The 25,571-nt window shown below is 62.3% G+C and carries 24 protein-coding genes; all 24 read right to left on the bottom strand.

The window, feature by feature from the left end; all coding sequences use genetic code 11:
* On the bottom strand, positions 1-966 hold a 966-nt coding region (locus B552_RS0118760), incomplete at its 3' end, for a M20/M25/M40 family metallo-hydrolase (protein ID WP_019450592.1).
* 256 nt (positions 967-1,222) lie between these two features.
* The gene (gene cheZ / locus B552_RS0118755; protein ID WP_019450591.1) at positions 1,223-1,858 is read right to left on the bottom strand and encodes a protein phosphatase CheZ; all 636 of its coding nucleotides are present in this window, start codon (positions 1,856-1,858) and stop codon (positions 1,223-1,225) included.
* Between the two features lie 12 nt (positions 1,859-1,870).
* Positions 1,871-2,257: a chemotaxis response regulator CheY gene (gene cheY, locus B552_RS0118750; RefSeq protein WP_019450590.1), complete on the bottom strand. Its 387-nt coding sequence runs from the start codon at positions 2,255-2,257 to the stop codon at positions 1,871-1,873.
* A gap of 73 nt (positions 2,258-2,330) precedes the next feature.
* Positions 2,331-3,404 carry a chemotaxis response regulator protein-glutamate methylesterase gene (locus B552_RS0118745; protein ID WP_019450589.1) on the bottom strand — a complete coding sequence of 358 codons (1,074 nt, stop codon included), beginning with the start codon at positions 3,402-3,404 and terminating at the stop codon, positions 2,331-2,333.
* A 23-nt stretch (positions 3,405-3,427) separates the two neighbouring features.
* A complete protein-coding gene (cheD, locus tag B552_RS0118740; RefSeq protein ID WP_026035809.1) occupies positions 3,428-4,087 on the bottom strand; it encodes a chemoreceptor glutamine deamidase CheD in 660 nt (219 codons plus the stop codon).
* Entirely contained in the window at positions 4,087-4,998 is a 912-nt protein-coding gene (locus B552_RS0118735) for a CheR family methyltransferase (protein ID WP_019450587.1), read from the bottom strand. Before B552_RS0118735 ends, cheD begins: the two co-directional genes overlap by 1 nt.
* A 61-nt stretch (positions 4,999-5,059) precedes the next feature.
* Positions 5,060-5,554, bottom strand: coding sequence for a chemotaxis protein CheW (locus B552_RS0118730; protein ID WP_019450586.1), 495 nt, complete (start codon positions 5,552-5,554; stop codon positions 5,060-5,062).
* Positions 5,555-5,578: 24 nt separating this feature from the next.
* Positions 5,579-7,600 (bottom strand): chemotaxis protein CheA, encoded by a 2,022-nt coding sequence (cheA, locus tag B552_RS0118725; protein ID WP_019450585.1) that lies wholly within the window; start codon positions 7,598-7,600, stop codon positions 5,579-5,581.
* Positions 7,601-7,660: 60 nt separating this feature from the next.
* Complete coding sequence (gene motB / locus B552_RS0118720; protein ID WP_019450584.1) at positions 7,661-8,641, bottom strand: flagellar motor protein MotB; 981 nt, start codon at positions 8,639-8,641, stop codon at positions 7,661-7,663.
* Between the two features lie 13 nt (positions 8,642-8,654).
* Positions 8,655-9,518 carry a flagellar motor stator protein MotA gene (gene motA / locus B552_RS0118715; protein ID WP_026035808.1) on the bottom strand — a complete coding sequence of 288 codons (864 nt, stop codon included), beginning with the start codon at positions 9,516-9,518 and terminating at the stop codon, positions 8,655-8,657.
* Positions 9,519-9,639: 121 nt separating this feature from the next.
* On the bottom strand, positions 9,640-10,245 hold the full coding sequence (gene flhC, locus B552_RS0118710; RefSeq protein ID WP_019450582.1) for a flagellar transcriptional regulator FlhC: 606 nt from the start codon (positions 10,243-10,245) through the stop codon (positions 9,640-9,642).
* Complete coding sequence (gene flhD, locus B552_RS0118705) at positions 10,242-10,559, bottom strand: flagellar transcriptional regulator FlhD (protein WP_008647543.1); 318 nt, start codon at positions 10,557-10,559, stop codon at positions 10,242-10,244. Before flhD ends, flhC begins: the two co-directional genes overlap by 4 nt.
* A 397-nt stretch (positions 10,560-10,956) precedes the next feature.
* Positions 10,957-11,709, bottom strand: coding sequence for a DUF4088 domain-containing protein (locus B552_RS0118700; RefSeq protein ID WP_026035807.1), 753 nt, complete (start codon positions 11,707-11,709; stop codon positions 10,957-10,959).
* A 151-nt stretch (positions 11,710-11,860) separates the two neighbouring features.
* Complete coding sequence (locus tag B552_RS0118695) at positions 11,861-13,726, bottom strand: methyl-accepting chemotaxis protein (RefSeq protein WP_019450580.1); 1,866 nt, start codon at positions 13,724-13,726, stop codon at positions 11,861-11,863.
* 45 nt (positions 13,727-13,771) lie between these two features.
* The gene (locus B552_RS0118690; protein ID WP_019450579.1) at positions 13,772-15,430 is read right to left on the bottom strand and encodes a PAS domain-containing methyl-accepting chemotaxis protein; all 1,659 of its coding nucleotides are present in this window, start codon (positions 15,428-15,430) and stop codon (positions 13,772-13,774) included.
* Positions 15,431-15,567: 137 nt separating this feature from the next.
* Positions 15,568-16,059: a chemotaxis protein CheW gene (locus B552_RS0118685; RefSeq protein WP_019450578.1), complete on the bottom strand. Its 492-nt coding sequence runs from the start codon at positions 16,057-16,059 to the stop codon at positions 15,568-15,570.
* Between the two features lie 180 nt (positions 16,060-16,239).
* Positions 16,240-16,623 carry a response regulator gene (locus tag B552_RS0118680; protein WP_026035806.1) on the bottom strand — a complete coding sequence of 128 codons (384 nt, stop codon included), beginning with the start codon at positions 16,621-16,623 and terminating at the stop codon, positions 16,240-16,242.
* A gap of 154 nt (positions 16,624-16,777) precedes the next feature.
* On the bottom strand, positions 16,778-20,272 hold the full coding sequence (locus tag B552_RS0118675) for an ImcF-related family protein (protein ID WP_157160302.1): 3,495 nt from the start codon (positions 20,270-20,272) through the stop codon (positions 16,778-16,780).
* Positions 20,269-21,507, bottom strand: a complete 1,239-nt coding sequence (locus B552_RS0118670; protein WP_026035805.1) for a hypothetical protein — start codon at positions 21,505-21,507, stop codon at positions 20,269-20,271. Before B552_RS0118670 ends, B552_RS0118675 begins: the two co-directional genes overlap by 4 nt.
* Entirely contained in the window at positions 21,508-21,765 is a 258-nt protein-coding gene (locus tag B552_RS0118665) for a PAAR domain-containing protein (RefSeq protein WP_019450574.1), read from the bottom strand. It lies immediately after the preceding gene.
* A gap of 11 nt (positions 21,766-21,776) precedes the next feature.
* Positions 21,777-22,283, bottom strand: a complete 507-nt coding sequence (locus tag B552_RS28935) for a hypothetical protein (RefSeq protein ID WP_157160300.1) — start codon at positions 22,281-22,283, stop codon at positions 21,777-21,779.
* Between the two features lie 98 nt (positions 22,284-22,381).
* Positions 22,382-23,470: a hypothetical protein gene (locus B552_RS0118660; RefSeq protein ID WP_162137620.1), complete on the bottom strand. Its 1,089-nt coding sequence runs from the start codon at positions 23,468-23,470 to the stop codon at positions 22,382-22,384.
* A 3-nt stretch (positions 23,471-23,473) separates the two neighbouring features.
* Entirely contained in the window at positions 23,474-23,764 is a 291-nt protein-coding gene (locus tag B552_RS28930; RefSeq protein WP_157160298.1) for a hypothetical protein, read from the bottom strand.
* Positions 23,765-24,115: 351 nt separating this feature from the next.
* Positions 24,116-25,570: a hypothetical protein gene (locus B552_RS28925; protein WP_157160297.1), complete on the bottom strand. Its 1,455-nt coding sequence runs from the start codon at positions 25,568-25,570 to the stop codon at positions 24,116-24,118.
* Position 25,571 lies beyond the last annotated feature (1 nt).

Genomic DNA, 25,571 nt, shown 5'->3' with positions numbered 1-25,571 from the left:
ACGGTTCTCGTCGGCAACCCCCGCCGCAATGGCGTCCATGATGTGTTGCTCGGTCTCCAGCAGCGCCGGCGTGCCATTCGAACGGATGTCGATCGCCATGCGCGCGTCGCCGGCAATCGCATTGACCGACGTGCCGCCGCCGACGGTACCGACCGTGAACGTCGTCTTCGGATCGGTCGGCGTGCGCACATCGCTGATCTTGCTGATCGCGCGGCCCATTGCGTGGATCGCGCTTGGCAGGCCGAACGCGCCGAAGCTGTGGCCGCCCGGGCCGCGGAAGGTCACTTCGTAGCGATGGCTGCCGGTGCCCTGCGTCAGCACGCGGTCGCCGGTGCCCGGTTCCAGGCCAACCATGCCGTCGATGTCCGGATGCTCACGGAACACGGCCTTCATGCCGCGCAGATTGCCAAGCTCCTCTTCGCCGACGTTGCCCACGAAGATCAGGTCGCCAACCGTTCGCACCTTGTTCTCGTTGAGCACCTTGAGCCATGACAGCAGCACGGCCAGGCCGCGCGTGTCGTCGCCGATGCCGGGTGCATAGAGCTTGCCGTCGCGCGCTTTCACCGTGACGTCGGTGCCCTCCGGAAAGACCGTGTCGAGGTGTGCGGAAACCAGCAGTTTCGGGCCGTTGCCAACACCCTTGCGAATGCCGATCACGTTGCCTTCGGCATCGATATGGGCATCGGTCAGCCCGAGCGCCTTGAGCCGGGCGACAAAGTACTCGGCGCGCGCCTTTTCCTTGAACGGCGGCGCCGGGATCTCGGTCATGGTCTTCAGCTCGCCCAATGCGCGCGGGTCATCGGCGCGGACATCGGCCATCAGCTTCTTGTAGACCGGCGATGCTTCCAGCTTCGAATAGGCAGCGTCTACCGCCGGGGAAACCTGCGGGACGGGCAGCGTCTGCGCCTGGGCGATGCCGGCAAACGCGATGGCGGCAAGTGCAACAACGGTACGGCGAGCATGCATGGGGCAATCCTCTGGCAGGGGGAAACCGTGTTTGACGCGATTTTGCCAGTGAATGCGATGCTGCGTGGAGGGGGAAGACCAGCAGGTCTTGCAACGCTGCAGGCCGTTGTCATGCGCTCCCCTCGCCCACGAAGTGGGAGAGGGGTGGGGGAGAGGGCGTTGACGATCAAGTTGCCGATGTCGCGTCCTGATACGCTTGCCCTCTCCCCCGGCCCCTCTCCCGCCTTGCGGGAGAGGGGAGCAAACAAGAGCTCGTTCAGAAGCCCAGGCTTGCCAGCAGGTCGTCAACCTGCGCCTGGTCGGACACCACGTCGGACTTGCCTTCGGGGTTGATCTGCGGACCGTTGAGCAGCGTGCCGGACGATTCCACGCGGCGTTCGGTGGGTACGTTGTCGATCAGCATCTGCAGCAGTTCCTGCTCCAGCGTGCGGATCATGTCCATCATCTTCTTGATCACCTGGCCGGTCAGGTCCTGGAAGTCCTGGGCCATCATGATCTCGAGCAGATGGCTGCCGGTTGCCTTGGTCTTCTGCGGGACCTCGGTCAGGAACTCGCGCGTGTCGAGTACCAGTTCGCGGGCATCGCCCAACTCCACCGGCTTCTCGAACCAGGCGTCCCAGCGCTTGTCCAGCGCCGTGGCCTTGGCCTCGAGGTCTTCCTGCAGCGGCTGCGCCAGTTCCACGGCCGTGAGCGAACGCTCAGCGGCCTGTTCGGTCATGGCGGCGATGTAGCTCAGACGGTCACGCGCGTCGGGAATGGCCTGGGCGGCCTTCTCGATTTCCTTGTCCAGGCCGAGCTCCCGCATGTTATCGCGCAGCATCCGCGTCAGGTTGCCGATGCGATGGATGATCTGCTCGGCCGATTCTTGACTGAAGGTCGGAGTCGTCGACATGTCGAGCACCTCTTATTGAGCGAGCTTTTCGAAGATCTTGGTGATCTTTTCATCGAGCGTGGCAGCCGTGAACGGCTTGACCACGTAGCCATTCGCACCAGCCTGCGCGGCGGCGATGATGTTCTCCTTCTTGGCCTCGGCAGTCACCATCAGCACGGGCGTCTTGGCGATCTCGGGCGTTGCACGGATCGACTGCAGCATGGTCAGACCGTCCATGTTCGGCATGTTCCAGTCAGACACCACGAACTGGAAGCTGCCGTCCTTGACCTTCTCCAGGCCGGCGGCGCCGTCCTCGGCTTCCTCGACGTTGGTGAAGCCAAGCTCCTTGAGCAGGTTACGGATGATCCGACGCATGGTCGGGAAGTCGTCGACCACGAGGATCTTGATGCTCTTGTCCACTATACGGCTCCAAAAATACGGTTGCGAATGGCCAGGCCATCCGGGTGATTATTGCTGTCTGACCTCTTGCGCATTACACGCGTTGTGCCCGCGCTCCAAACGTCGCCAGGTGCGCCATGACGCGCTGGCTCATCTGGTGCAAGGGCACCACTTCATGCACACCGCCGGTGGCAATGGCCTCCTTCGGCATGCCAAACACGATGCAGGACTGTTCGTCCTGCGCCAGGTTGTAGGCACCGGCTTCACGCATGCGCAGCATGCCGCGCGCGCCGTCCTTGCCCATGCCCGTCAGGATCACGCCGGTCACGTTCTTGCCGCCGTGAACGGCCGCCGAATCGAACAGCACGTCCACCGACGGACGATGGCGGTTGACCGGCGCTTCCTGGGACAGGTGCGCCACGTAGTTCGCGCCGCTGCGCGCCAGCAGCAGATGCGAGTCGCCCGGTGCGATATAGGCGTAGCCCGGCAGCACGCGTTCGCCGTGCTCGGCTTCCTTGACCGTAATGCGGCACAGGCCGTTGAGGCGCTGCGCGAACGACTTCGTGAAGCCGGCCGGCATGTGCTGCACGATCATGACCGCCGGCGAGTCCGGTGGCAGCGGCACCAGGAACTCCTTGATGGCCTCGGTCCCGCCCGTGGACGCACCGACGATGATCAGCTTCTCGGTCGACAGCAGCGGCGCGCGCAGCACCGGCGCGGCGGGTGCGCCGTTGGCACCCTGGTCCGGCCGTGCGCGCACCCTGGCACGCGACGCCGCGCGGATCTTGTCGGCGATCGTCTGGGTGTACTCGATCAGCCCGTCCCGAATGCCGAGCTTCGGCTTGGTCACGAAATCCACGGCGCCAAGCTCCAGCGCCCGCATCGTGATTTCCGACCCACGCTCGGTCAGCGATGACACCATCAGCACCGGCATCGGCCGCAGCCGCATCAGGCGTTCCAGGAAATCCAGCCCGTCCATGCGCGGCATTTCCACGTCCAGCGTCAGCACGTCCGGGTTCAGGCGTTTGATCAGGTCGCGCGCCACCAGCGGATCGGGGGCGGTCCCTACCACTTCCATATCCGGCTGGCTGTTGATGATTTCCGTCATCAGGCTGCGAATCAGCGCGGAATCGTCCACGCACAGCACCTTGATCTTCGCGGCAGTCATGTTCGTCTCTTGCGTTTCAGGTTTCAGGTCGGCACCCTGGCCGATACCTGCCGCGTGAATAACTCCACGGCACCTCGTGCGGGCGCTCTCGTGGATGTGGACAGCGCGCGTGCCAGGGCACGTTCGTCGCGTTCCACGCCTACCGTATCGTCCTGGCGGGTCAGCCTTCGCACCAGTGCCAGGCCGGTTCGCGGAAAGTAGCTGACGCGCCGTGCGTGCGGGCCGCGCAGGTCCTGCGCGGCCACGCGGATCTCTTCGGTGCGCAGATACTTCAGTACAAAATCGGCATTGCGATCCCCAATATTGAGGGTCGTCATGTTGGCCAGCACCGCACCACCGCCAAACACCTTGGCTTCCAGGCGCTCGCGCCGCGCGCCCATCTTCAGCAGTTCATTGATCAGCACTTCCAGCGCGTAGCAGCCATAGCGCATCGATGCGGACAGCATGCGGTCCGCACCGCCGCTTTCGTCGTCAGGCAGCATGAAGTGATTCATGCCGCCGACGCCGGCCACTTCGTCGCGGATGCATGCGGCCACGCAGGAACCCAGCACCGTGGTCAGCACCACGTCGTCGCCTGTCACGTAGTACTCGTTGGGCAGCAGCTTGATGGCCTGTCTGTCGAATTCACGGTCGAAGTACTTCCGCGTGGCGATGGCTTCTGGCATCTGGGGCGTGCCGCGCATCATGAACCTCCGCCCTTGCCGGCAAGCTCATACACGGTCTGCCCACGCAGCTGGAACGCGCGCGTGACATACGAGAAATTCTCCGAATGGCCGGCAAACAGCAGCCCGTTCGGCTTGAGCAGCGGCGCAAACCGCTCCAGGATGCGGCCCTGGGTCGGCTTGTCGAAATAGATCATCACGTTGCGGCAGAAGATCGCGTCGAACTTCTCGCGCCGCCCCCAATCGGGCGCCAGCAGGTTGAGCGGCTCGAACGTGATCGTCGACGCCAGTTCCGGCTTGACCTTGACCGATCCCGCGCGCGCGCCGGTGCCCTTCAGGAAGAAGCGCTTGAGCCGCTCCTGCGAAAGCCGCGCGACCTGCTCGGCGGTATAGACACCGCTGCGGGCCTTGGCCAGCACCTGCGTGTCGATGTCGGTGGCCAGCACGGTGCCGGCGCGGTCCCCAAGCGCCTCTGCCAGCGTGATGGCGATCGAGTACGGCTCCTCGCCCGTCGACGCCGCCGCGCACCAGACGCTGTACGGCCGCCCGATGCGCTTGGCGTGGTCGGCCAGCAGCGGAAAGTGATGGGCTTCGCGAAAGAACGACGTCAGGTTGGTCGTCAGCGCGTTGGTGAAGAATTCCCACTCGCCCGAATGATCGTCGGCTTCAAGCAGAGAAAGGTACGTGCCAAAGTCGCTGAGCTGGAGCGCGCGCAGGCGCCGCGCCAGCCGGCTGTACACCATCTCGCGCTTGTGGCTGCCCAGCGAGATGCCCGCGCGCTTGTGAATCAGCGCGCGGATCTTCTCGAAGTCGCGCTCGGTCAGCAGGAAGTCACGCATGTCGTCGCGCAGCGGCGCCAGCAGCGGCGTACCCGGTGCGGCGGCCGCGCCTGGCTTCCCGGTGGCGCTGGAGGAAGAACGGAGCGGCGTCATGGTGTATGTCGTCTAGGTGCCGAAGATCGGCGATGCAAACCGCAGGACGGGACGAACCGCGTCAGGCGGCCTCGGCCTCGATCAGCGCCATCTCGGCGCTGGTCATCATGCGTTCGATATCGATCAGGATCAGCATCCGGCCTTCGACCGAACCGAGCCCGGTCAGATGCTCGTTGGACACCGACACGCCAAACTCGGGCGCCGGCTTGATGTCGTTGCCGGTCAGCGTCAGCACGTCAGACACGCCGTCGACGACGATGCCCACCACGCGCCCTGCCACGTTCAGGATGATCACCACGGTCTGGTGGTCATAACGCACGTTGCCGAGTTTGAACTTCAACCGCAGGTCCACGATCGGCACGATCACGCCGCGCAGGTTGGTCACGCCCTTGATGAAGTCGGGCGCGTTGGCGATGCGGGTCACCGTCTCGTAGCTGCGGATTTCCTGCACCTTGAGGATGTCGATGCCGTATTCCTCGGTCCCCAGCGTGAAGACCAGGTACTCCTGACCAGAAGCTTCGCTGTCCTGGGTCTCGATATGTCCGATGCCGGCCATGTCTGTTCTCCTTGCTGTCGATTACTACGCGGACACCAGGTCCTGGCGGCGCACGCCGGTACGCTGCAGCGCGCCGACGTCGACGATCAGGGCCACGCTGCCGTCGCCAAGAATGGTGGCGGCGGAAATGCACGGCACCTTGCGGTAGTTCGTTTCGAGGTTCTTCAGCACCACCTGGTGCTGGCCGATCAACTGGTCCACCAGCAGCGCGAAGCGCTTGCCTTCGGCAGCCAGGATGACGGCGATGCCTTGCGTAGGCTCCTGCACCGCGTTGGCCACGTTGAAAACCTTGTGCAACTCCAGCAGCGGCAGGTATTCGCCGCGCACGTTCATCACGCGCTCGCCGTTGGCGGCAGTGTGCACGTCCTCGGACTTCGGCTGCAGCGACTCCATCACGCAGTTCAGCGGCAGGATGAAGGTCTCTTCGCCGGTGCGCACGGACATGCCGTCCAGGATTGCCAGCGTCAGCGGCAGCACGATGCGTGTGGTGGTGCCAAGCCCCGGGCGCGAACTGATCTCCACATGGCCACCCATTTCCTGGATGTTCCGTTTGACCACGTCCATGCCCACGCCGCGGCCCGACACGTCGGTAATGACCTCAGCCGTCGAGAAGCCCGGCGCGAAGATCAGCTGCCAGACTTCGTCGTCGGGCATGCTTTCCGAGATGCCCGGCAGGCCGTTTTGCATGGCCTTGGCCAGGATGCGCTCGCGGTTCAGGCCACCGCCATCGTCGCTGACCTCGATGACGATATTGCCGCCCGCGTGCTGTGCGGACAGGATCAGCTGGCCCGTCGGCTCCTTGCCGGCGGCCACGCGCTTCTCGGGAATTTCGATGCCGTGGTCCAGACTGTTGCGAACCAGGTGCGTCAGCGGATCGATGATCCGTTCGATCAGGCCCTTGTCCAGTTCCGTGGCCTTGCCGAACGTGACCAGGTCGATCTGCTTGCCGAGCTTGCTGGCCAGGTCGCGCACCAGCCGCGGGAAGCGCGAGAACACGTAGTCCATCGGCATCATGCGGATCGACATCACCGCTTCCTGCAGGTCGCGCGCATTGCGTTCAAGCTGGCCCATGCCGGAGAACAGGCGGTCGAACAGCACCGGGTCGAGCGACGAAGCCGTCTGTGCCAGCATCGACTGCGTGATCACCAGTTCGCCCACGAGGTTGATGATCTGGTCGACCTTCTCGGTCGGCACGCGGATCGAACCGGCGTCGGGACCGTGCGCTGCTGCGGCGGCGGCAGGCTTGGCCTTTTCCTTCTCCTTGGCGGCAGGCGCGGCTGCGGGTGCCGCAGCAGCCGGGGCCGGGGCCGGAGCGGGCGCCGTGGTTGCAGCCGGGGCGGCAGGGGCAGCCTGTGCTTCGCTGGCCGGCGCCGGTTCCACGACGATCTGCTTGTCGTCGATCACGAAGCAGCAGACCGCAATGATGTCGTCGGCGCTGCACTGGCTGTTCAGCCAGATGGTCAGGTCGCCGTCTTCTTCCTGCTGGCCCGTGATCTCGCCAAGATTGGCCAGTTCCTCGCGCAGCAGCGCCTGGTCGGCGGCCGATACCTTGATCAGGCGCACCTTGAGGTTGCCGCCGGCGGGCGCAGCGGCCGGCGCCGCAGCTGCGGGCGCCGGGGCGGGCGCAGTTGCGTGGGCCGGCTCGCCACCGGCCTCCTGGGCCAGTTGCTGCAGGACAGCGCAGATTCGCGCCAGCGTTTCCGGATCGGGTTCGGTGCCGTTGCGGTAGGCGTTGAGCTGATCGTGCAACACGTCCTTGGTTTCCAGAAAGGTGTCGATGATGACCCGCGAGAGGTCCAGTTCCCGCCGACGCGTGCGGTCAAGCAGGTTCTCGAAGATGTGCGTGGTTTCGGTCAGCGCCGTGAAGCCGAACGTCGCGGCGCCGCCCTTGATCGAGTGCGCGGCGCGGAAGATCGCGTTGAGCGCTTCCGCATCGGGGGATTCGATATCCACCTCGAGCAGCAGCTGCTCCATTTGTACGAGCAGTTCTTCCGCTTCCTCGAAGAAGGTCTGGTAGAACTGCGTGATATCGATATCGACAGACATGATCGTCCTGACTCGCTAGATTGCTCTGGATGAAGCGTCGCCCTGCGCAGGCGACGCGCCTCATTCGACCTTGCCCTTGCCTGCGCCTGCGGGCTTGCCGGCGGGCGCCGATGCCGCCTGGAGCTGCGCCTGCATGTCCTGCGCCGTGCGTCCCTTCTGCGCCAGCACCGATACCTCGGCGGCGCTGGCGTTTTCCGCCTCGAACTGGGCCTGCGCACGGTGGTTGAGCACAACGATGCTGATACGGCGGTTCACCGGCGCCAGCAGATCGCTCTTTTCCAGCGGCATCGTGTCCGCCAGGCCCAGCACGCGCAGCACCTTGCCCTCCTGCATGCCGCCGGCAATCAGCTCCTGGCGCGATGCATTGGCGCGATCTGCGGAAAGCTCCCAGTTGCTGTACGCACGCTCGCCCGCCATGTACGTGGCCGAATCGGTATGGCCCGAAAGGCTGACCTTGTTCGGCATCTCGTTGAGCACGGGGCCGATCTCGCGCAGGATCGTGCGCATGTACGGCTCCACGGCCGCGCTGCCCGTGCGGAACATCGGGCGGTTCTGCGTATCGAGGATCTGGATGCGCAGGCCTTCGCTGGTGATGTCGAGCAGCAGCTGCGGGCGGAACTGGCGCAGCGTGGGGTTGTTTTCGATGATCTGTTCGAGACGGCCCTTCAGCGCACGCAGGCGCTCGCTCTCGAGCTGGTCGCGGCGGCGCTGCGCGTCGGTGGACGGATCATTGGTGAGCGCCTTCATGACCTCGCCGTCCTTGGCCATCGGGTCCTGCCCGCCGCCGGGAATCACGCTCTTCGAAAGGCTGCTCTTGTCGCCGCCGGCAATGGCCACCTTGAGCGGCATGCGGAAATACTCGGCCACGCCGACGAGTGCCTTCGGCGACGCAGAGCTCAGCAGCCACAGCACCAGGAAGAACGCCATCATGGCGGTCATGAAGTCCGCGTAGGCGATCTTCCAGCTATGGTTGCCATGCGGCTTCGCGTGCGACTTGGCGCGGCGGATGACGATCGGACGGAGGTCCTGGGCGCTGCTCATGGCTGCTCTCCCGTCAGGTCAGGCTCTTGACTTCGCGAACGTGGTCGTCCAGCTCAAGGAACGACGGACGCACCGCGGAGTACAGCACCTTGCGGCCGAATTCCACCGCCACGAGCGGGGCATAACCGTTGAGCGAGGCAAGCAGCGTGACCTTGATGCACTCGTACATCTTCACGTTCTCGGCCACCTGGTGTTCGATGCGCGACGACAGCGGCGAGACAAAGCCGTAGGCCAGCAGAATGCCAAGGAAGGTACCCACCATTGCATGGGCGATCAGCGCACCGAGTTCGGACGGCGGCAGGTCGGCGGAAGCCAGCGCGTGCACCACGCCCATCACCGCGGCGACGATACCGAAGGCGGGCAGTGCGTCACCGACGCGCGACAGCGCATGGGCAGGCACCTCGGCCTCATGGCGGAACGTTTCGATTTCGTGGTCCATGAGCGCCTCGATCTCGAACGCGTTCATGTTGCCGTTGACCATCATGCGCAGATAGTCGGTCAGGAATTCCATCATCGTGGCGTCGGCCAGGATGCGCGGATACTGGCTGAACACGCTGCTGGACGCCGGATCGGCAATTTCCTTTTCGAGGAACAGGATGCCCTCGCGGCGTGCCTTGGACAGCAGCACGTACAGCAGCGCCATCACGTCGAGGTACAGCTCCTTGTTGTACTTGGAGCCGCGCAGCAGCGTGGGCATGGCCTTGATGGTGGCCTTGATGGCCTTGCCGCTGTTGGAACTGATGAAAGCGCCAACTGCGGCGCCGCCAATGATGATGAGCTCCGCCGGTTGATAAAGCGCGCCCATGTGACCGCCGGTGATGGCATACCCGCCCAACACCGCCGCCAACACGACGACATAGCCAAGAACTACTAGCACAATCGGATCCCCGTCTGAAAAACACGCATCAGGCACGCATCAGGGCATTCCGTACGGGCGAGCGGGATCACCGCCCACCGGTCCGGAGCCCACCTGCTGCGCAGACGTCTGGCCAGATGGATCAGGCTTTGGTCTGCGCGGCTGCGGCGTCCTTCGAGAGCTTCTTCACCTTTCCGGCGCGCGACGGCGGACGGCACAGGCTGCACACGAAGTTCGCGTGCGGCTCATAAGCGTGCGTGACGAACTGTCCGCCGCAACACGTGCACGAGGAAAGCTGCAGCATGTTGCTCTCGAAAAACCGTACTAACGTCCAGGCACGGGTGAAACTTAAGACGATTTCGCCGCCGAGCAGCGAAACGTGCTCCAGATACAGACGATAGGCCGCCACGACCGCGCGAATGCCAGACGTCTCGCCTTCCTGCACCATGAACTGGTACGCGGAGAAGAACAGCGACGAATGGATGTTCGGCAGCCAGGTGGTGAACCAGTCCGTGGAGAACGGGAGCATGCCCTTGGGCGGCGACGCGCCGCGGAGCTCCTTGTAGAGGCGGATCAACCGGTCGCGCGAGAGCGTGGTCTCGGCTTCAAGCACCTGCAGGCGTGCACCCAGGCCGATCAGCTCGATGGCGAGCTGGGTCTGGTTGGCATCCTGCAGGACGCTCTTGCGGTTGGGGACGGGAGTGGCCGTGAAGCTGCGGGTCGGCGATGCCTGGAGGAGCGCGGTCAATTGAGCGACTCCACAGGTTGCCGCGCCAGCAGGATAGCAGCGTGGATCTGCTGCATATCGTGGCTCTTGGCCGTGTGGGTAAGCGTGGAAAGCAGCGCGTGATCGTCGAATCGGAAACGGCACAGCACCATGTTCGATGCTGCCAGCTTGACGAGTTGCGCCGAGGTCAGTTTGGCGAGGATCTCAGCAATTTCCTTGCTGACGCCGAGCCTGAACATGGCTTCCACCTGGTTTTCTCGCACGAGTCGTTGCGCGAGCAGAAGATAGGCGAGGTTAACCTCCCTGATCTCCTGGAGAACTTCACTGCTTTCCAATTTTTCCCCGCTACCAAAAAACCCTCGACAGCTTGTCCGGCGCTTACCGGCGGATGTTGCTTGCCGGCGACCAGATCGTTTGGCTGCTTGTTCGATGGGTACGACGTACTACGAACGTACTGCGCCTGGTAACACTTACTTCCCTAAAACGTTACAGATGTTACAGAGTGTAAGTGAAAGTGTTACGTTTATATCGGCAATCCGCCTCAAATGCCAATCCCTACTTGAGTTGGGGGGTAGCAAATGTCGTACGGAAAAGACATGGGGGGCGAATTTTGTAACAGATCCGTCAACTGTCTTCTGATTTACATCAATGTCGAGACAGTCATAAAACCGAACGGATACTCTAATTTGGGCAGCACACGTCACTGCTCAAATCAGCGCCTGTCGGTTTCCACTATTGACGGACTACCACGCTATGGCTAAAGAGGCCCCGCAACCATGCCGCCAGGCGAGCAAAGATGTCATCCGGCGCTTCCCTGAACAGATGCGGGCGCGCACGCTCCACCTGCTCAAGCACGCGCGCGGCCTCTTCGGCGCTGACGGATCCGTACTCCAGCGCCAGCCCCAGTAGCGCGCGCAGCTCCCCAACCTTGCTGCGCCCCACCGCCTCGCTCTGTTCGGTTTGCAGCGCGTACATGACGTCATAAGCGCGCTGACGAAGACTGTCTGCAATCCGCCACGCCGGCGTTTTCATGCGCTCTTCGAGTTTGCGGATATCGACAGCCGATGCCGATATCTGGGCAGCCAGCGCTTCCGTGAAGGCCGCGTCGGCGCCAGCCTCGGAAAGGATCTGCGCGGCCCACTGGCGCGCGTGATCCACGCGCTGCTGCGGCGTCCATTCGGGCTGCACGGCCAGGCCAAAGCCAAAGCGCTGGGCGTCGCGCATCAGCGCGGCCAGCGCGTTGGGCAACTGCTTGTCGAAGACCTTCTTTGCCCATCCGTACTCGCCGCTTGCCAGCAGGCGCATCACGGCGCGCTCGGTCAACGGGCCGTCCTGCTGCATCAGCCGCGCGCGCAGGAAATCATCGAACGCGGGCGGGATGAACTGGACGTCAAGCCCCGTGGAGACTTTTACAAAGGCATCGAAGTCTGCGCGCAGCCTTGCGGTTGCTTCGGCCGAGAGGGACAGGCTGATGTCGGTGTTCATGGTGTCATGCGACGATAGGGCGGCCCGGGGCAACGTCAGCAACACGTCGCCCCGGGCCGCGCGTCATCCTTCATGGCGATGCCGTCAGGCGGCAATCATCAGTCGGGCCGGTAGGGTCAGAAGCATCCGAAGCTTCAAAGCATCCGAAGCGTCAGAAGGCGCTCCAGTCGCCGTTATCCGAAGCGGTACTTGCGGCGCCAGCGGTAATCGCGGGGCGCTTCAACTGGCTATCGGCGGATTCGTCGCCAACTTCAGCAACGCCCGCAACGATTTGCGCGGCGGCCGTGGTCACCAGTGCAGTGCCTGCGGCCTTGGCCGTCGTGGACGCCGCCTTGCCCGCAACGCGCGCCTTTGCGCGCTGCGCGCTGGCCACCTTCGCGCCAGACGGCGTGACGACCGACCGCGCGGCAGGGGCCGCGGAGGCGGCCGGCTCGCCGGCATCATCATGCGACAGGCGGAAGCTGGACACCGACGCCATCAGGTGGCTGGCCTGGTCCTGCAGCGATCCGGCAGCCGCCGCGGCCTGCTCGACCAGCGCGGCGTTCTGCTGCGTGACCTCATCCATCTGTGCCACGGCCTGGTTGACCTGTTCGATGCCCGAGCTCTGCTCCGCCGATGCGGCGCTGATCTCGCCCATGATGTCCGTCACGCGCTTCACGGCCTGCACGATCTCGTCCATCGTCGTGCCGGCCTGCGCCACCAGCGCGGCACCGTTGTCCACCTGCGCCACGGAGTTGTCGATCAGGCCCTTGATTTCCTTGGCGGCGTTGGCGCTGCGCTGCGCCAGGCTGCGCACCTCCCCGGCCACCACGGCAAAGCCGCGGCCCTGCTCGCCCGCCCGGGCGGCTTCCACGGCGGCGTTCAGTGCGAGGATGTTGGTCTGGAACGCAATGCCTTCGATCACCCCAATGATGTCGACGATCTTGCGCGACGCATCGTTGATCTCGCCCATCGTCTGCACCACGCGGCCCACTACCTCGCCACCGCGCACGGCGGTTTCCGACGCATTGGCGGCCAGGCCGCTGGCCTGACGGGCGTTGTCGGCGTTCTGGCGCACGGTGCTGGTGAGCTGCTCCATGCTCGACGCGGTTTCCTCGAGCGAGGCGGCCTGCTGCTCGGTGCGCTGCGACAGGTCATTGTTGCCTGCGGCGATCTCGCTCGAAGCCGAGCCGATCGACTCGGCGGATACCTTGAACTCGCGAACCATGCGCGACAGTTGCTGCTGCATCTGGCCCATCGCGTTCAGCAGGCTGCCGCGGTCACCGGCACGCAGCTTCACCGAGCCCGAGAAATCGCCCTCGGCAATGCGCGCCGCGATTGCCGCGGCATAGCCCGGCTCGCCGCCAAGCTGGCGCGAAAGCTGGCGTGCCAGGAACCAGCCAAGCAGCACCGACACGGCCAGCCCGCCCAGCACCAGCAGCAGCATGGCCACGCGCGAGCTGTTGTAGACGCTGGTCGATTCGTCCATGTTGGACTTGGCGCGGTCGTCGCGGCGCGCCACCATCTTGGACAGGATGTCTTCGAGCGCGCGACTATCCTTGATCAGTTCGGCGCTCTCGGCAAACACCGAGCTCTCGAACTGCGACGTATCGAGCGGCTGCTTGCCGATCAGTTCCACGTACTTCAGCATGCGGTCGTGGAACGACGGCAGCAGCGCCTCGTACTGCTGGAAGAGCGCCCGGCCTTCCGGCTGCACGAACGATTCCTTGGCCGACTTGACGCGCGCCTCCATCGTGGCCAGCGACTTCTGGATCTCTTCCTTTTCAGTGGCCCGCTCGCCCATCGTCGACGCGGACAGCAGCGCAATCTGCGCGCGGCTGGCATAGACAAGGTTGATGTTGCCGTCCTGCACGGCCTTCAGCGCCTTCAGGTCGCTGTTGTAGATCTTGCCGGTCCATTCGGCCATGCGTCCCATGTTGACCACGCCAAGCAGGCCGATGATGGCGCCGATTACGGATACGACCAGGAAGCCGGCAATCAGCCTGGTTGTGACGCGTAGTTGATTGAACCACTGCATAGAACTACCCCCTTCTTCCTTCTTCTGTCAGAAAAGACCGGAAGCTCAGGCGTTGACGAGCCTTGCTTCGTTCCCCGTTTCACCAACCACTGCCACTTGCCGCCTGCGTTGCGGCCGAACTTCGGCCTGCATGCTCACGCGGAACGTGGAGATCGACTCGCGCAGGCGGTCGGCTTGTTCTTCCAGCGAGCCTGCCGCGGCTGCGGCCTGCTCCACCAGCGCAGCGTTTTGCTGCGTCACTTCGTCCATCTGCATCACCGCCGCGCTCACCTGCTCGATGCCCGCGCTCTGCTCCGCCGATGCCGAACTGATCTCGGCCATGATGTCGGTCACGCGCGTTACCGCCTGCACGATCTCGTCCATCGTGGCACCTGCCTGGCCGACCTGTTCCGCGCCGTTTTCCACGCGCGACACGGTATTGCCGATCAGGCCCTTGATTTCCTTGGCCGCATTGGCGCTGCGTTGCGCCAGGCTGCGCACCTCGCCGGCCACCACGGCAAAGCCGCGGCCCTGCTCGCCGGCACGCGCGGCTTCCACGGCAGCATTCAGCGCCAGGATGTTGGTCTGGAACGCGATGCCTTCGATCACCCCGATGATGTCGACGATCTTGCGCGACGCCTCGTTGATCTCGTCCATCGTCTGCACCACGCGCCCCACGGCCTGGCCACCGCGCACCGCGGTCTCCGAGGCATTGGCCGCCAGCCGGGTGGCCTGCTGCGCGTTGTCGGCGTTCTGCCGCACGGTGCCGGTCAGCTGCTCCATGCTCGACGCGGTTTCCTCCAGCGAGGCGGCCTGCTGCTCCGTGCGTTGCGACAGATCGCTGTTGCCCGCCGCCACCTGGTGCGTGGCCGTCGAGATGCTGGCCATGCCCTCCTGGATATCGTGGACCACCGACAGCAGGCTGCGCTGCATGGTGCGCATGGCGCGCGACAGTTCGCCGATCTCATCGCTGGACGCATGTTCGAAACTGGAAGTCAGATCGCCGGCGCCCATGCGCAGCGCGAAGTCGAGCATCTCTCCCACCGGCCGCTCCACGCGTGACACCAGCATCGAACCGGCCGCGAACGAAGACAGCACGGCAAGCCCGAACGCCCCCCAGAGCCACGGCCAAAGCTGCGCAGTCTGTTCCACCGGCAGCCAGTGGCTGCCCAACACGGCTGCCAGGAACCACGACAGCCCGGCCAGCTGGGCCCAGAGAATGCGGCGCTTCAGGCTGATGCGGGTCAGGCTGCCGAACAGGCCTGCCAGCCCGGTTCTGACCACCGCGCCATTGCGAATCGCCAGCCCGGCTGCACGGTTTTCGCGGAAGCGCCGGTAGGCCGCATCGGCCGCGTCGATCTGCTCGCGGCTGGGCATCGAGCGCACCGACGTGTAGCCGATCACGCGGCCATCCACGCGCGTGGGGGTCACCGTGGCCTGCACCCAGTAGTGGTCGCCGTTCTTGCGGCGGTTCTTGACGATGCCCACCCACGACTTGCCGGCCTCGAGCGAGGCCCAGAGATCGGCAAACGCTTCGGGCGGCATGTCGGGATGGCGCACAAGGTTGTGGGCCGCGCCGAGCAATTCCTCGGACGTGAAGCCACTCACTTCGATGAATGCCCGGTTGGCGAACGTGATGCGACCCTTGAGGTCGGTTCGCGAGATCAGGTAGACATCGGGTGACAGCGGGTGCTCGCGCTGGGTGACTGGCTGGTTGTTACGCATGGCTGTGACTGCTTGGGGGCTTGTGACTGCTGTGTACTGATGGCCCGTGGGCGCCCTGCCGGGCGACCGAGGGCCGCGAATCAGGACGGCTCGAAGCCGTTCGAATTGGGTCGTGGTGGATCGAAGTCGAAGGGACTTCAGGCGGCGGCGCTGGCCGCGGCCTCGATGGCGGCGAGATCGTCGATGTTCATCAGCTTCTCGATGTCCGCCAGGATCAGCATGCGGCCTTCGAGCGAGCCGAGCCCGCGGATGTAGTCGGTCTCGACGCCACCGGACAACGCCGGCGCGGGCTTGATCTGCGACGGGGTCAGCGTCAGCACGTCTGACACCCCGTCGACCACGATGCCCGTGGTCCGGTCGGCGATGTCAACGATGATCACGACCGTGTACTGGTCGTAGCTGATCTCTGCCTGCCTGAACTTGATGCGCAGGTCGATGATCGGGACGATCGTGCCGCGCAGGTTGATCACGCCCTTCAGGTACGCAGGCGCATTGGCGATCTGCGTCACCGATTCATAGCCGCGGATTTCCTGAACCTTCAGGATGTCGATGCCGTACTCTTCCCGGCCAAGGCGAAACGCCAGGAACTCTTCGCCTGCACCGTCCGCCTTGTTGTTGCTGATGTTCATGGTTGCCCCCGCTGGCATGGTTGGTCGTGGCCGGGAATGCGTGCCCCGGCTGCTGGCGACCCGCTGCAGTGGTCGGCCCGGCGCCGCGCGCATGGCAACGCCTGAACCGGACTTCCGCTTTCGGCCCTCCCGTATTTACGGCAGAGCGCGGTGTGAATGAAGGGCAACTTGGCCCGGAATTCACCCCTCGTTGGGAGGGGCCAGCAGCGCTTCGACCGATGCCATCAGCTCGTCCGGATCGAACGGCTTGGCCAGGAAACCCGACGCGCCGGCCTCCCTTGCCTGATCCAGGATGCGCTCGTCGTGCTCGGTGGAGAGCATCAGCATCGGAATCGTTGCGTAGGCCGGCGTGGCGCGCAGCGCGCGAATCAGCGACAAGCCGTCCATGGCCGGCATCACCTGGTCGGTGACCAGCATGTCGAAGCTGCCCGACCGCGCCACCTCGTGCGCCTCCTTGCCGTCCGACGCCTCCGTGACCGTGTACCCACCGGCACGCAGGCAGGCGCCGATCATGCGGCGCAGGGACGGCGAATCGTCAACGACGAGAATGCTTGGGACAGACATCGGGGACTCCGGGATGGGTTGGTCCGCCAGTGGCATGGCAAGGCGGCCGGCGACGGACAGGCCGGCGTGGGCAGGGGCGAGCCCGATGCGCGCGGCGCGCCCCGATGCTGGCATATCGGCACGATTTACGCGGGCTTTAGCCTGCTTCACCAATTCACTTGCGATGACTTGGCGCGGTTCGGGCCTGGGTCTGCGGTTCTCTGCCCACGAAGATCCGCTGAGGCATCCGCAGGTTGCGCAGTTCCAGCATCTCCAGCGGCCCGCGGCCAACGGCGGCGCGCATCTGGTAGCGGATCGGATAGACCATGTGGGCGGGCGCCGCAAGCCGCGCGGCACGTGGCAACAGGCTTTCGGGGCTGTCTGCACCGTCCGCCTCGTCTGCGGGCGGGCTGTTGCCCATGCCCGGCCGCGTGCCAGCCGAGTCGGGGACGGCCTGGAACGTCAACTGGACGATCGCGCTATCGACGGGCGTCACTCGCGCACGCTCGAGCATGCGCACCCAGGCCCAGACGCCTTCGGTCTCATAGTTCTTGTTCGTGCCCGCGGTCTGCGTCTGCCATTGCAGCAGCGTGCGAGGCTCCTGCAGGTTGTTCGATGGCCAGGTCATGGCGTGCCAGGTCTCGCGCTGGTTGTAATAGTGCAGCTTCTGGCTGTCGATCGTCAGCAACGTGTCGGTCAGACCGGGGGTCGGGATCGGCTTGAGTTCAAACCGGTACTGAGGACCACCCTGCACCAGCAGGTGGGCACCAACGCGCTGCAACGTGTTGATGAACTTGAGGAAGGCCGGATCGAAGGTCAGCCCCTGCGTGCCGCTGCCGACGGGCACCCACCTGTCGCCTTGCAGCACCAGCACGCCGGCCAGTTCGGCCATGAGGAAGGCGTTGATCAGGCCACTTTGCGGGCGGATATGGCGCGCCAGTTCCGGCAAGGATACGTCGTTGGCCGTATTGGCGAACGGGTAGCGACTGGCGAAGGCTCGGTTCCACGGCAGCGCGATGGACTGCCGCCACGCCTCGTTCAGGCTTGCCTGCGCGGGCTGCAGCACGGCTTGCTCGGCCTGGGCAATCGGGCGCACGAACAGCACATCGCCCATGCCGGCCCATTCGGCACCGAGGCTCGCGGCCATGAGCTGGGCGTAGGCATGGGTGTCTGCCAGATCCGACCCCTTGCCCTGGAACAGCGACTGGGCAATCCGCCGCGCCTGCATATCGGCATCAGCGCTGTTGGTTATCTGCTGCAGGCGCAGTCGCACCGCGGTGACACGGTCCAGGTAGCGTTGCAGGCTCAGCTCGCTGTTGCCTGCACCACCCTGCCCGGACTGACCCGCGAGCCGCAGCACCGGACCGAAGGCCGCCGCGAGCGGCCCGGCCGGATCGGGCCTGGCGGCGTCAGGGGTATCGTCCTTCCTGCCCAGGATGCCCTGGGTCTTGGCCACGAGGGTTTCGGCGAGCGAATCCTTGCGCACGCCGGCGCCGCCCTGGTATTCGAGCGACTTCATCAGCGCGATCACGGGCGACTGGCGCGCATCGGCCATCAGCTTGAGCTGGTCGACGACGCCGGGCAAGGTTGCGGCTGGCTCCCACTGCATCCCGTTCATGAACTGCTGCCAGTGCTCGGCATAGTCGGCAAAGTACCGCTCCGTCAACGTGCGGCGCAGATCCTCGGCCGACTCGCTCGTCCTCGATGGTGCCTGTTGCGGCTGGCCGTCGGTGAGCACCCAGTCATTGGCCACATCCTGACGCTTCGCGGCCTTGTCGATGGCGCCTTCCACGTAGCCCTCGTATGCCTGCCGGGTAAAGACGCCGGGCACGATGGCGGCGGCGCGCACCAGCCCACGCGGGTCCGTGCCGACCGTCAGCGATGCCAGTGTCTGGTCGGGGTACTTGTGGCCGGCGCCATCGAGCACGTGCTGATAGATCGTATCGACCGCATTACGCTCGCCAATCACCGCCAGCAGCGTCTGGCGCGCGCCGCCCACGAGCTCGGGCCGGGCTTCGATACGCCAGTCCGGATTGGACTTCAGATGCTCGGCATGGAATCTGGCGAAGCGCTCGGCCAGGTCCTGCTTCTGTCCCGGGGTGATCCTCGCGTCGGTGGACCAGTGCTGCACCAGTTGCTGCGCCAGGAAGGTCGATTCCACCCGCTCCGGATGCGCCAGCATCAGGTAGGCCTTGAGCGTGTTGCGGCCCTCCAGCGCCCATTTGCTGGTCTCGTCGCTCAGGCCGCTGGTCTGCAACTGCGACAGATCGCCCAGCGTGGCCTCGAGATCCTGCACCACCGGCGTCACCAGGATGTCGCGGCTGGCCTTGGCGTAGGGCTTCCACAGTGCAGCCAGCACCTCCTCGTCACGATTCAGGCCGAAGCGCGTAAAAATCGGTGCATGGTGCTGGATGCGGTACTCGTAGCGCTGGATCTGCTGTTGCAGCGAGTCCAGGGCTTTCAGGCGTGCGGCGGCGTCGGGGGCGGACTGGAGGTCGTGCATTGCCTGCTGCGCGGTGCGGAGATCGTGTTCATTGCGCAGGCCGGAGATGAGCATGCCGGCGGTCCAAAGCGCGACCCCAATCAGCGCAAGAGCCGTAAAGATGGTGACCGGATGCGACACCGTCCGGCGTCCGGGCACACGCCTGACTGCTTCCGTTACGTAATGCCAGAGCGGCAGCTCGGTGACAGAACTAGCAGTCGCTGGGCCGTGACATGGGGCAAATAGAATGCCCCGAATCATGGGGCGTCGGTGTTGACCGGATATCAGTCTGCCAAGCCAGTTGGCCAGTGCCTCCGACCGGGTATCCAACTTCTGAGACAGCTGTCCCAGGTACCGCTCCCGGCCTTGCTGAGGCAGGCTCGCCAGGCTACGTTGTGCGATCTGGTCGCGCAAGGTCTGCAACTGTGCGCTAATCGCTGCGGCATTGGCCTGTCGCGGCGTTTCGCACGCGATCAAGGGCGTATCGCTGCCGGCAACCTGATCGGATTGCACGACATCGAGCGCATAGACGGGAGCAGACCACCGTAATGTGTCGGTGATGCGGGTCAGTTGGATGCCGTCATGGAATCCACGACGTTCTGCCGTCACGTCCTTGGTGCCATCGTTCACAAGAAGCACTGCATCCACCGGTCGGCGGCGTCGCAGCTTGTAGACCTGTCGGAGCCAGGACGCATCGGTCTGGTCGTCGGCGTTGGCCTTGCCCCCGAGCAGGACGGCATCCGGAGTGATCCTCCAGCCGGACTCGGCAAGCTCGGGCACCAGCCGGCCGATCAGGTTATCGTTGCCGGTCAGCAGCAGCCATGGCTGGCGATAGCGCCAACGCGATCCATGCATCGAGCGAAGGGCTTCGCGCAAGGCACGGGCCTGCGCTTGCGATTCGGCGGTTGACGCCGCGCCACCTTGTGCCTGTTTGTTCTTGTCGTAGGACAGCGCCCATCGGACGGCTTTCATCGAGGCGATCTTGAGCAGCACAGCCTCGAAGAACCGTACAAAGAGCAGCAGCAGGAAACAGGCGGAAAGCAGGCCCAATTCGATCGCCACCAACTTATGGCCTGTCCATCCGATCTCCGGCCCGTTGGCGAAAGCGGCCACCATCAGGCCCACAAAAATGGCGACGACGGCAATGCCGAACCAGAGTGCGACGGGCTGGGACTTGTATTCGTTCATGTTGATGTCGTGCATGCAAGACCGATCAGGTCATCGCCTTGCTGGGAAAGGACGAGTTGGGGACTGCCGGTCAGCCGCGCATGTTCCAGGGCAAGTGCAGTGGCGAGCCAGGCGCCAGCACCATCGCAATTGCCCACGGACGAGCAAACATCCACCCACCGTACGTCATGGCTGAACTGGGGCCAGGATTTGACCGGATGCGTCAGGTCTTCGGACAGCGAGTGGCTCCAGATCGTGCGCACCTGCGCTGCATCGGCTCCGCACCAGCGCACTGCCAGTTCATAAGGCTCGCGCTTGCCGTCGGCCTTACCCTTGGCCGGGCGGTGGAGGCACAAGGGCGGCGGATTGCGCACGGTGCCTGGCTGCGCGACCAACAGGGCCACCCCGGATTCGGCAAGGCCATCCCGCAGCAGCTCGCTGACGGCCTTGCGTAACTGAATTGCCAAAAACAAGCGGGCTTCGCGAGGCTTGATCTGATCGTGCCAGTCATCCGCACGAAACAGCGAGAAGTGATCCGCGCTCTCGTTGAGCTTGACCTTGACCTGAAGAGTGGGCGCCTTGGCCAGAATGCGTTCCTGCAGATGGGCCTGTACCTCGGCGGCTTCCGCCAGGCAATGGGAGCACAATTCCACGCGCAGCACCGTACGGGCGGGCAGTGCCGCCAGACCACCACCGATGCGATCCACCAGCCGATCCAGGAGCCAGTGACTGACGGCCTGGTGCCGATCGTGCTCGACACGTCCGTTGCCGGGTTGGAACGACATGCCTGGCACTTCCAGCCAGCGCGCAATGACAGCGGTGCCGGGCTGCGCCCCGCTAGGTCGGGAGCCCAGTTGCAGGCGGCCGTTGACCACCCCCTCGGCATTGTTGTCCTCATCCTGAGCGGCAAAGCACCATGCGTGCCCGAGCACAACCAGCGGCTGGCTTGCCTGCGTGTGACATTCCTGCTCGAAGCGATCGCTGACAAGATTGATCGCCATGGCTTCAGCGCGCCGCGCATAGCCGATTCCGAGCGATACACTCAGCGAGAGTATCCAGACGAGGACTGGAAAGAAGACAGCACAGCACCAGAACCAAAGCGTGTTCGAGGACGCGCCCTTCGGCCAAAGCACGACGGTCAGCCCGGCACCCACCCCAACAATCGCAACCAGCACGATCGCCCACAGGATGGGCGACAGGCGCGGCGGTGACGGCACAGGTACCCGGGGCGGCACCCTCTCAAAATCAATCGGCATCTACCGGACCGTCGCGCCAGTCGTGGTGGCAATCAGGACGCTCCCGCACTCGGTCACGTCGCCATCGCGGGCAAGGGGAACGCCGCCGTCGGTCATCCGCGTCGTACCGCCAAGAATACGGTTTTCGCCATGGATGGGACATGACACGAGGTCGCCCTGGCGTGCCGCACGTCGACCCTTGACCGTGATGCGGTCGGAACCCGTCAGGATCACGCCGCCGTGGGTGGTTTTGTCGCCTTCGTAAGCCAAATTTGACATGATTAAATCGCCTATTTTATTTTCTTGAGAAGTTTTCTTGTGGCACCGGCCGTTTTATATTTGAATGTAATTGGCCTACCATTGTCATATCCATCCATCCCAGTCATCACGCTGTTGTTCGTAATTTCAGTGTTTTCCACAAGCGCCCCGGTCTGACCGCCTCTCTTATAGGCATACACTTGATAAATATTACCGAAGGTACCAATACCGCGATGATTTACAGCCCAATGGACGATTGTGATCAGGTTCACTTGATCATCTATTTTCTCAAAAAACAAGGAATCAACAACCGGATCCACTCCTTCGTGGGAATATTTCGCAACGACGTATTTTTTGCAATATCCATCACTCGGAAGAAATAGCGAAACGATGACAGGGTAATCCTCGCCGCCATTTTCGATCGCGATCAGTGAATCTCTGTAAATTTGATCAGCGGAGAAAACCCCGTTCTTAGGTGATAAAACAGGGCATGCAACGGTGTCTCCGGCAACAGCATAGGCTGATGTAGTGAGCGACATTAACAGGCCACATACTATTTTGGCGAAAACACCATTAAGCCGCCTCCGTCGAAAGGCCCAAGAGAGGGGCAACCCGGTTGTAAGATACTTGCGCGACGTCACGGCACAATCGCAAGTTGGTCGGCTTTGATCCATCTAAGCAAATGGTTGCCGGCGGCGTTGACGTAGTCCACATAGGCCCAGCCGGGCGGGGATTGTTTCAACACCTTTACCGTATCATTCTGGACCAGATAGGCCCGACTCGCGTGACCATCATCTGGCAAGGTATAGAGCATCGCTTTCTGCACCGACACGGTTGCGGTTCGATACTCGATTTCCCCGGCTACCGACGTTGGTGTAACAGCGGAACTGATATCGGCTTTTGAAAGTGCAACGTCGATCAAGCGTGCATCATTGTGTGCACCGGCCGCATACAAGACGGCCGCAACCTTTCGATAAGACGCACGATTGGCCGATGAAAGTGGATCACAACGCAAGACATTGTCGGCACCGGAATCGTCGGCGATGACGAGTTGCGCAGGTTGCCCGGTACCAATAGCGCGCAGAAGGCGACTTACCGATGGACGGTCCCGCTTCAGTATCATGTACGTCTGCTCGTCCGTTCCCCACTGCTCACGCTGACCAGTCTGCCAGCCCGCTCCACATATCTCACCAGTTTGATCGGCGGTAATACATCCCGTGCGTATCTCAATCATGGAACAGTACTCCCGACCCAGTATGGACTCCGCCTGCCCAGGCCCCGTCGATACTGTCCCCTGTTCGTCTCGCGCGATGACAACGTACTGACCGGACGGCGAAATATTGCCGTCGCTCGGCGGTTCCATTTGTGTGCCGCCGCCCGCATTCGATTCTCCACTTCTCGGCAACAGACCGAACGCCGCTCCGTTCGGAAAATAGAAAACTGCCTTGTGCCAAGCACGTTCTGGTAATGGGTCTTGAGGGTTCGCGGCCTTGCTATAGAGAATGGCTGCACCACCCGGCAAAGCAAAGCGGAGCGTGGACTGCGGCGCGGCGAAAGTAGGGCTCGTCAGCAGCATGGCCGTGGCAAACATAGCGCCGATACAAACAGCATGAACGCTAGCCGAGTCGCCTCGAAACGGCGCAGCACTTGGCTTCTGAAACGTCAAAGTTGCATTCTTCAAGATGGCAACCTCAAGACTTGTTCGAGATGGTTTTGTCGCCTTCATATGTTACTTTGACTTTATATCCTCATATTCTTCTTTTGTTAAATTTGAATATGCATTTTCTCGTATCGAGGCATCGTTATCGCAAACTTTATTGGATACTTTCACCTTATCTCGATAAACAACTACCCCAGCAGAAAAATCATGCCCATTTTCGGTTCTTATCGTTTTATCGTAAAGAAAGTAAGTATATTTACCCTCTGAAAATCTAATATGAGCCTCCCCTCCACCCGCATATGGCGTGTTGCTAAAATAGAAAACGCGCCCGCGCTGCTGCCCCGGGTCGGACACCTCCATGTCAATACTTTCTTTTGTCCCGTGTCGATACGTTAGGGTACCGTTGCTCTTCGACCCGCACAGCGATGAAAATTTTGAGGCGAGCGCGCAATTAAAAAGTGCCGACTCACTATCGGAGCAAAGACCATCCGCAGCAAAGCACAAATTTATGTGACCCCCAATGATAAGAAATGCGGGAATGAGGCATGCGCATCTATTTTTCATTACTTACTCCGCAGAACACGCCAATAAGTTTTCCGTCCCGTTACCGCTTTCCTGCCGCCATCGAATGCTTCCGCCATCTGGAATACGTCGCGACTGGTTTTGTCGCCTTCGTAAGCTAGCTTTGAATTGCTCGACATTAATAGAACACTAATTTGCCTTCTTCGGTCGCGAATCAACGTCAAGCGCACTGCACATCAACCACATCTCAAGGGGCCTCACCCCCCCGGAGTAAATAACTCTGCACCATCCGGCCGAAGCTTTGTTTACAGTAGCCTGATCCCCTTTGATTAGATATTTCCTAGTCTTATCGATAATATTTGGCAGATCAAATAGATAACTTCTAAATTTCAACCTAACATAAATATCGGCATCCTCAGTCATCAGAATGGCGAAAGGAGAATCCACGGCCAGTAGAACATCTTTTCTCGATAGGTAAGGAAATTTATAGAGCAACCTCGACCCATCTGAAATAAAGCTGTAGCCAGACCCAAACCAATCAGAAATTCGCTCATCACGACGAAGGGCGCCCCCTATCGATTCGAAAACATCCACAGAGTAGAACTTACCCGACGAATTTTGTTCTGCGAGCGAGTTTCGCACATCCATGTAATGGATTACGACGATCTTTTCCCCGTGACCAACATTCAATGAAAAGGCGTCAACGATTTTTCCTGGCGTATCATCGTAAAGCAATCCCCGCCCTTCTGCCTTCACAGGATTACTCCACCCGCTGGCCACATAATACAAAGCGATCGAATCAGCGCCGACTGGCGCTCCCGACTTAGGGTCCAATACCGGCTCCCGAACGAAGCAGACTGTTCCGCCATTTATGCTCAATGGAGGAAAATCTTGCTCACCATTAACGTTGGCACATGTATTTATGTAATCCAATGAAGCGTGATCTTTTTCGATTATTAACTGAGATTTAATTTTTATGTAATAATCTTCATTATCGGCACTTGGAGGATCGCACGCCATGACATTTTGAATCCCTTGACTATCAGCGATTAGACTCGCTAATTTCAATTTAGAATTTGAACTCTTTGCATGCACGTATTTGCTCCAGATGTCAGCCGCATTGATAGAGGCGCCATGCAGCATGGCCTGTGTGTCTCCCGGCGTGTCGGCCTGACTGTCGACCTTCCATAGGTCTTCTTTTGAGTCCCATTCCCCACCACACATTTGACCGGTCAAATTACTCTTAATGCAGCCTGATTGAGTATCCAGCACAGGGCAGTACTGCCTACTTTCAACGGATATTTGTGGCGCATTATTAGCAGGAGACAAGACTCCAATCCTATCGACAAAAAAGACGGCAAATCTCCCTGATGGTGAAATTTGAACGTCATCCGGCCCGGAAAACACTACCCCCCCATTTTTTCTGAGCTTCTCTGTTGGGAACATGGGAATGGTTTCGCCATTTGGCTTGGCAAAATCCGCTTGTTTCCACCCAACTCCAAGCTCGCCTGCGCCACTGGCTTTGGTGTGATCAGAAAACACCAACTTAGAGCCCGCTTTGAAGGTGACAGTTTCTCCGATCGCATGAGTGATTGGTGTCAGCGAAATCGTCACGCCAAGCATGAATAGTAGAATATTATTCATC

The organism is Cupriavidus sp. BIS7 (genome assembly GCF_000292345.1).
Classification (GTDB): Bacteria; Pseudomonadota; Gammaproteobacteria; order Burkholderiales; family Burkholderiaceae; genus Cupriavidus.
The sequence above is the reverse complement of the archived record's forward strand: the minus strand, read 5'-3'. Positions and strand labels throughout refer to the sequence as shown.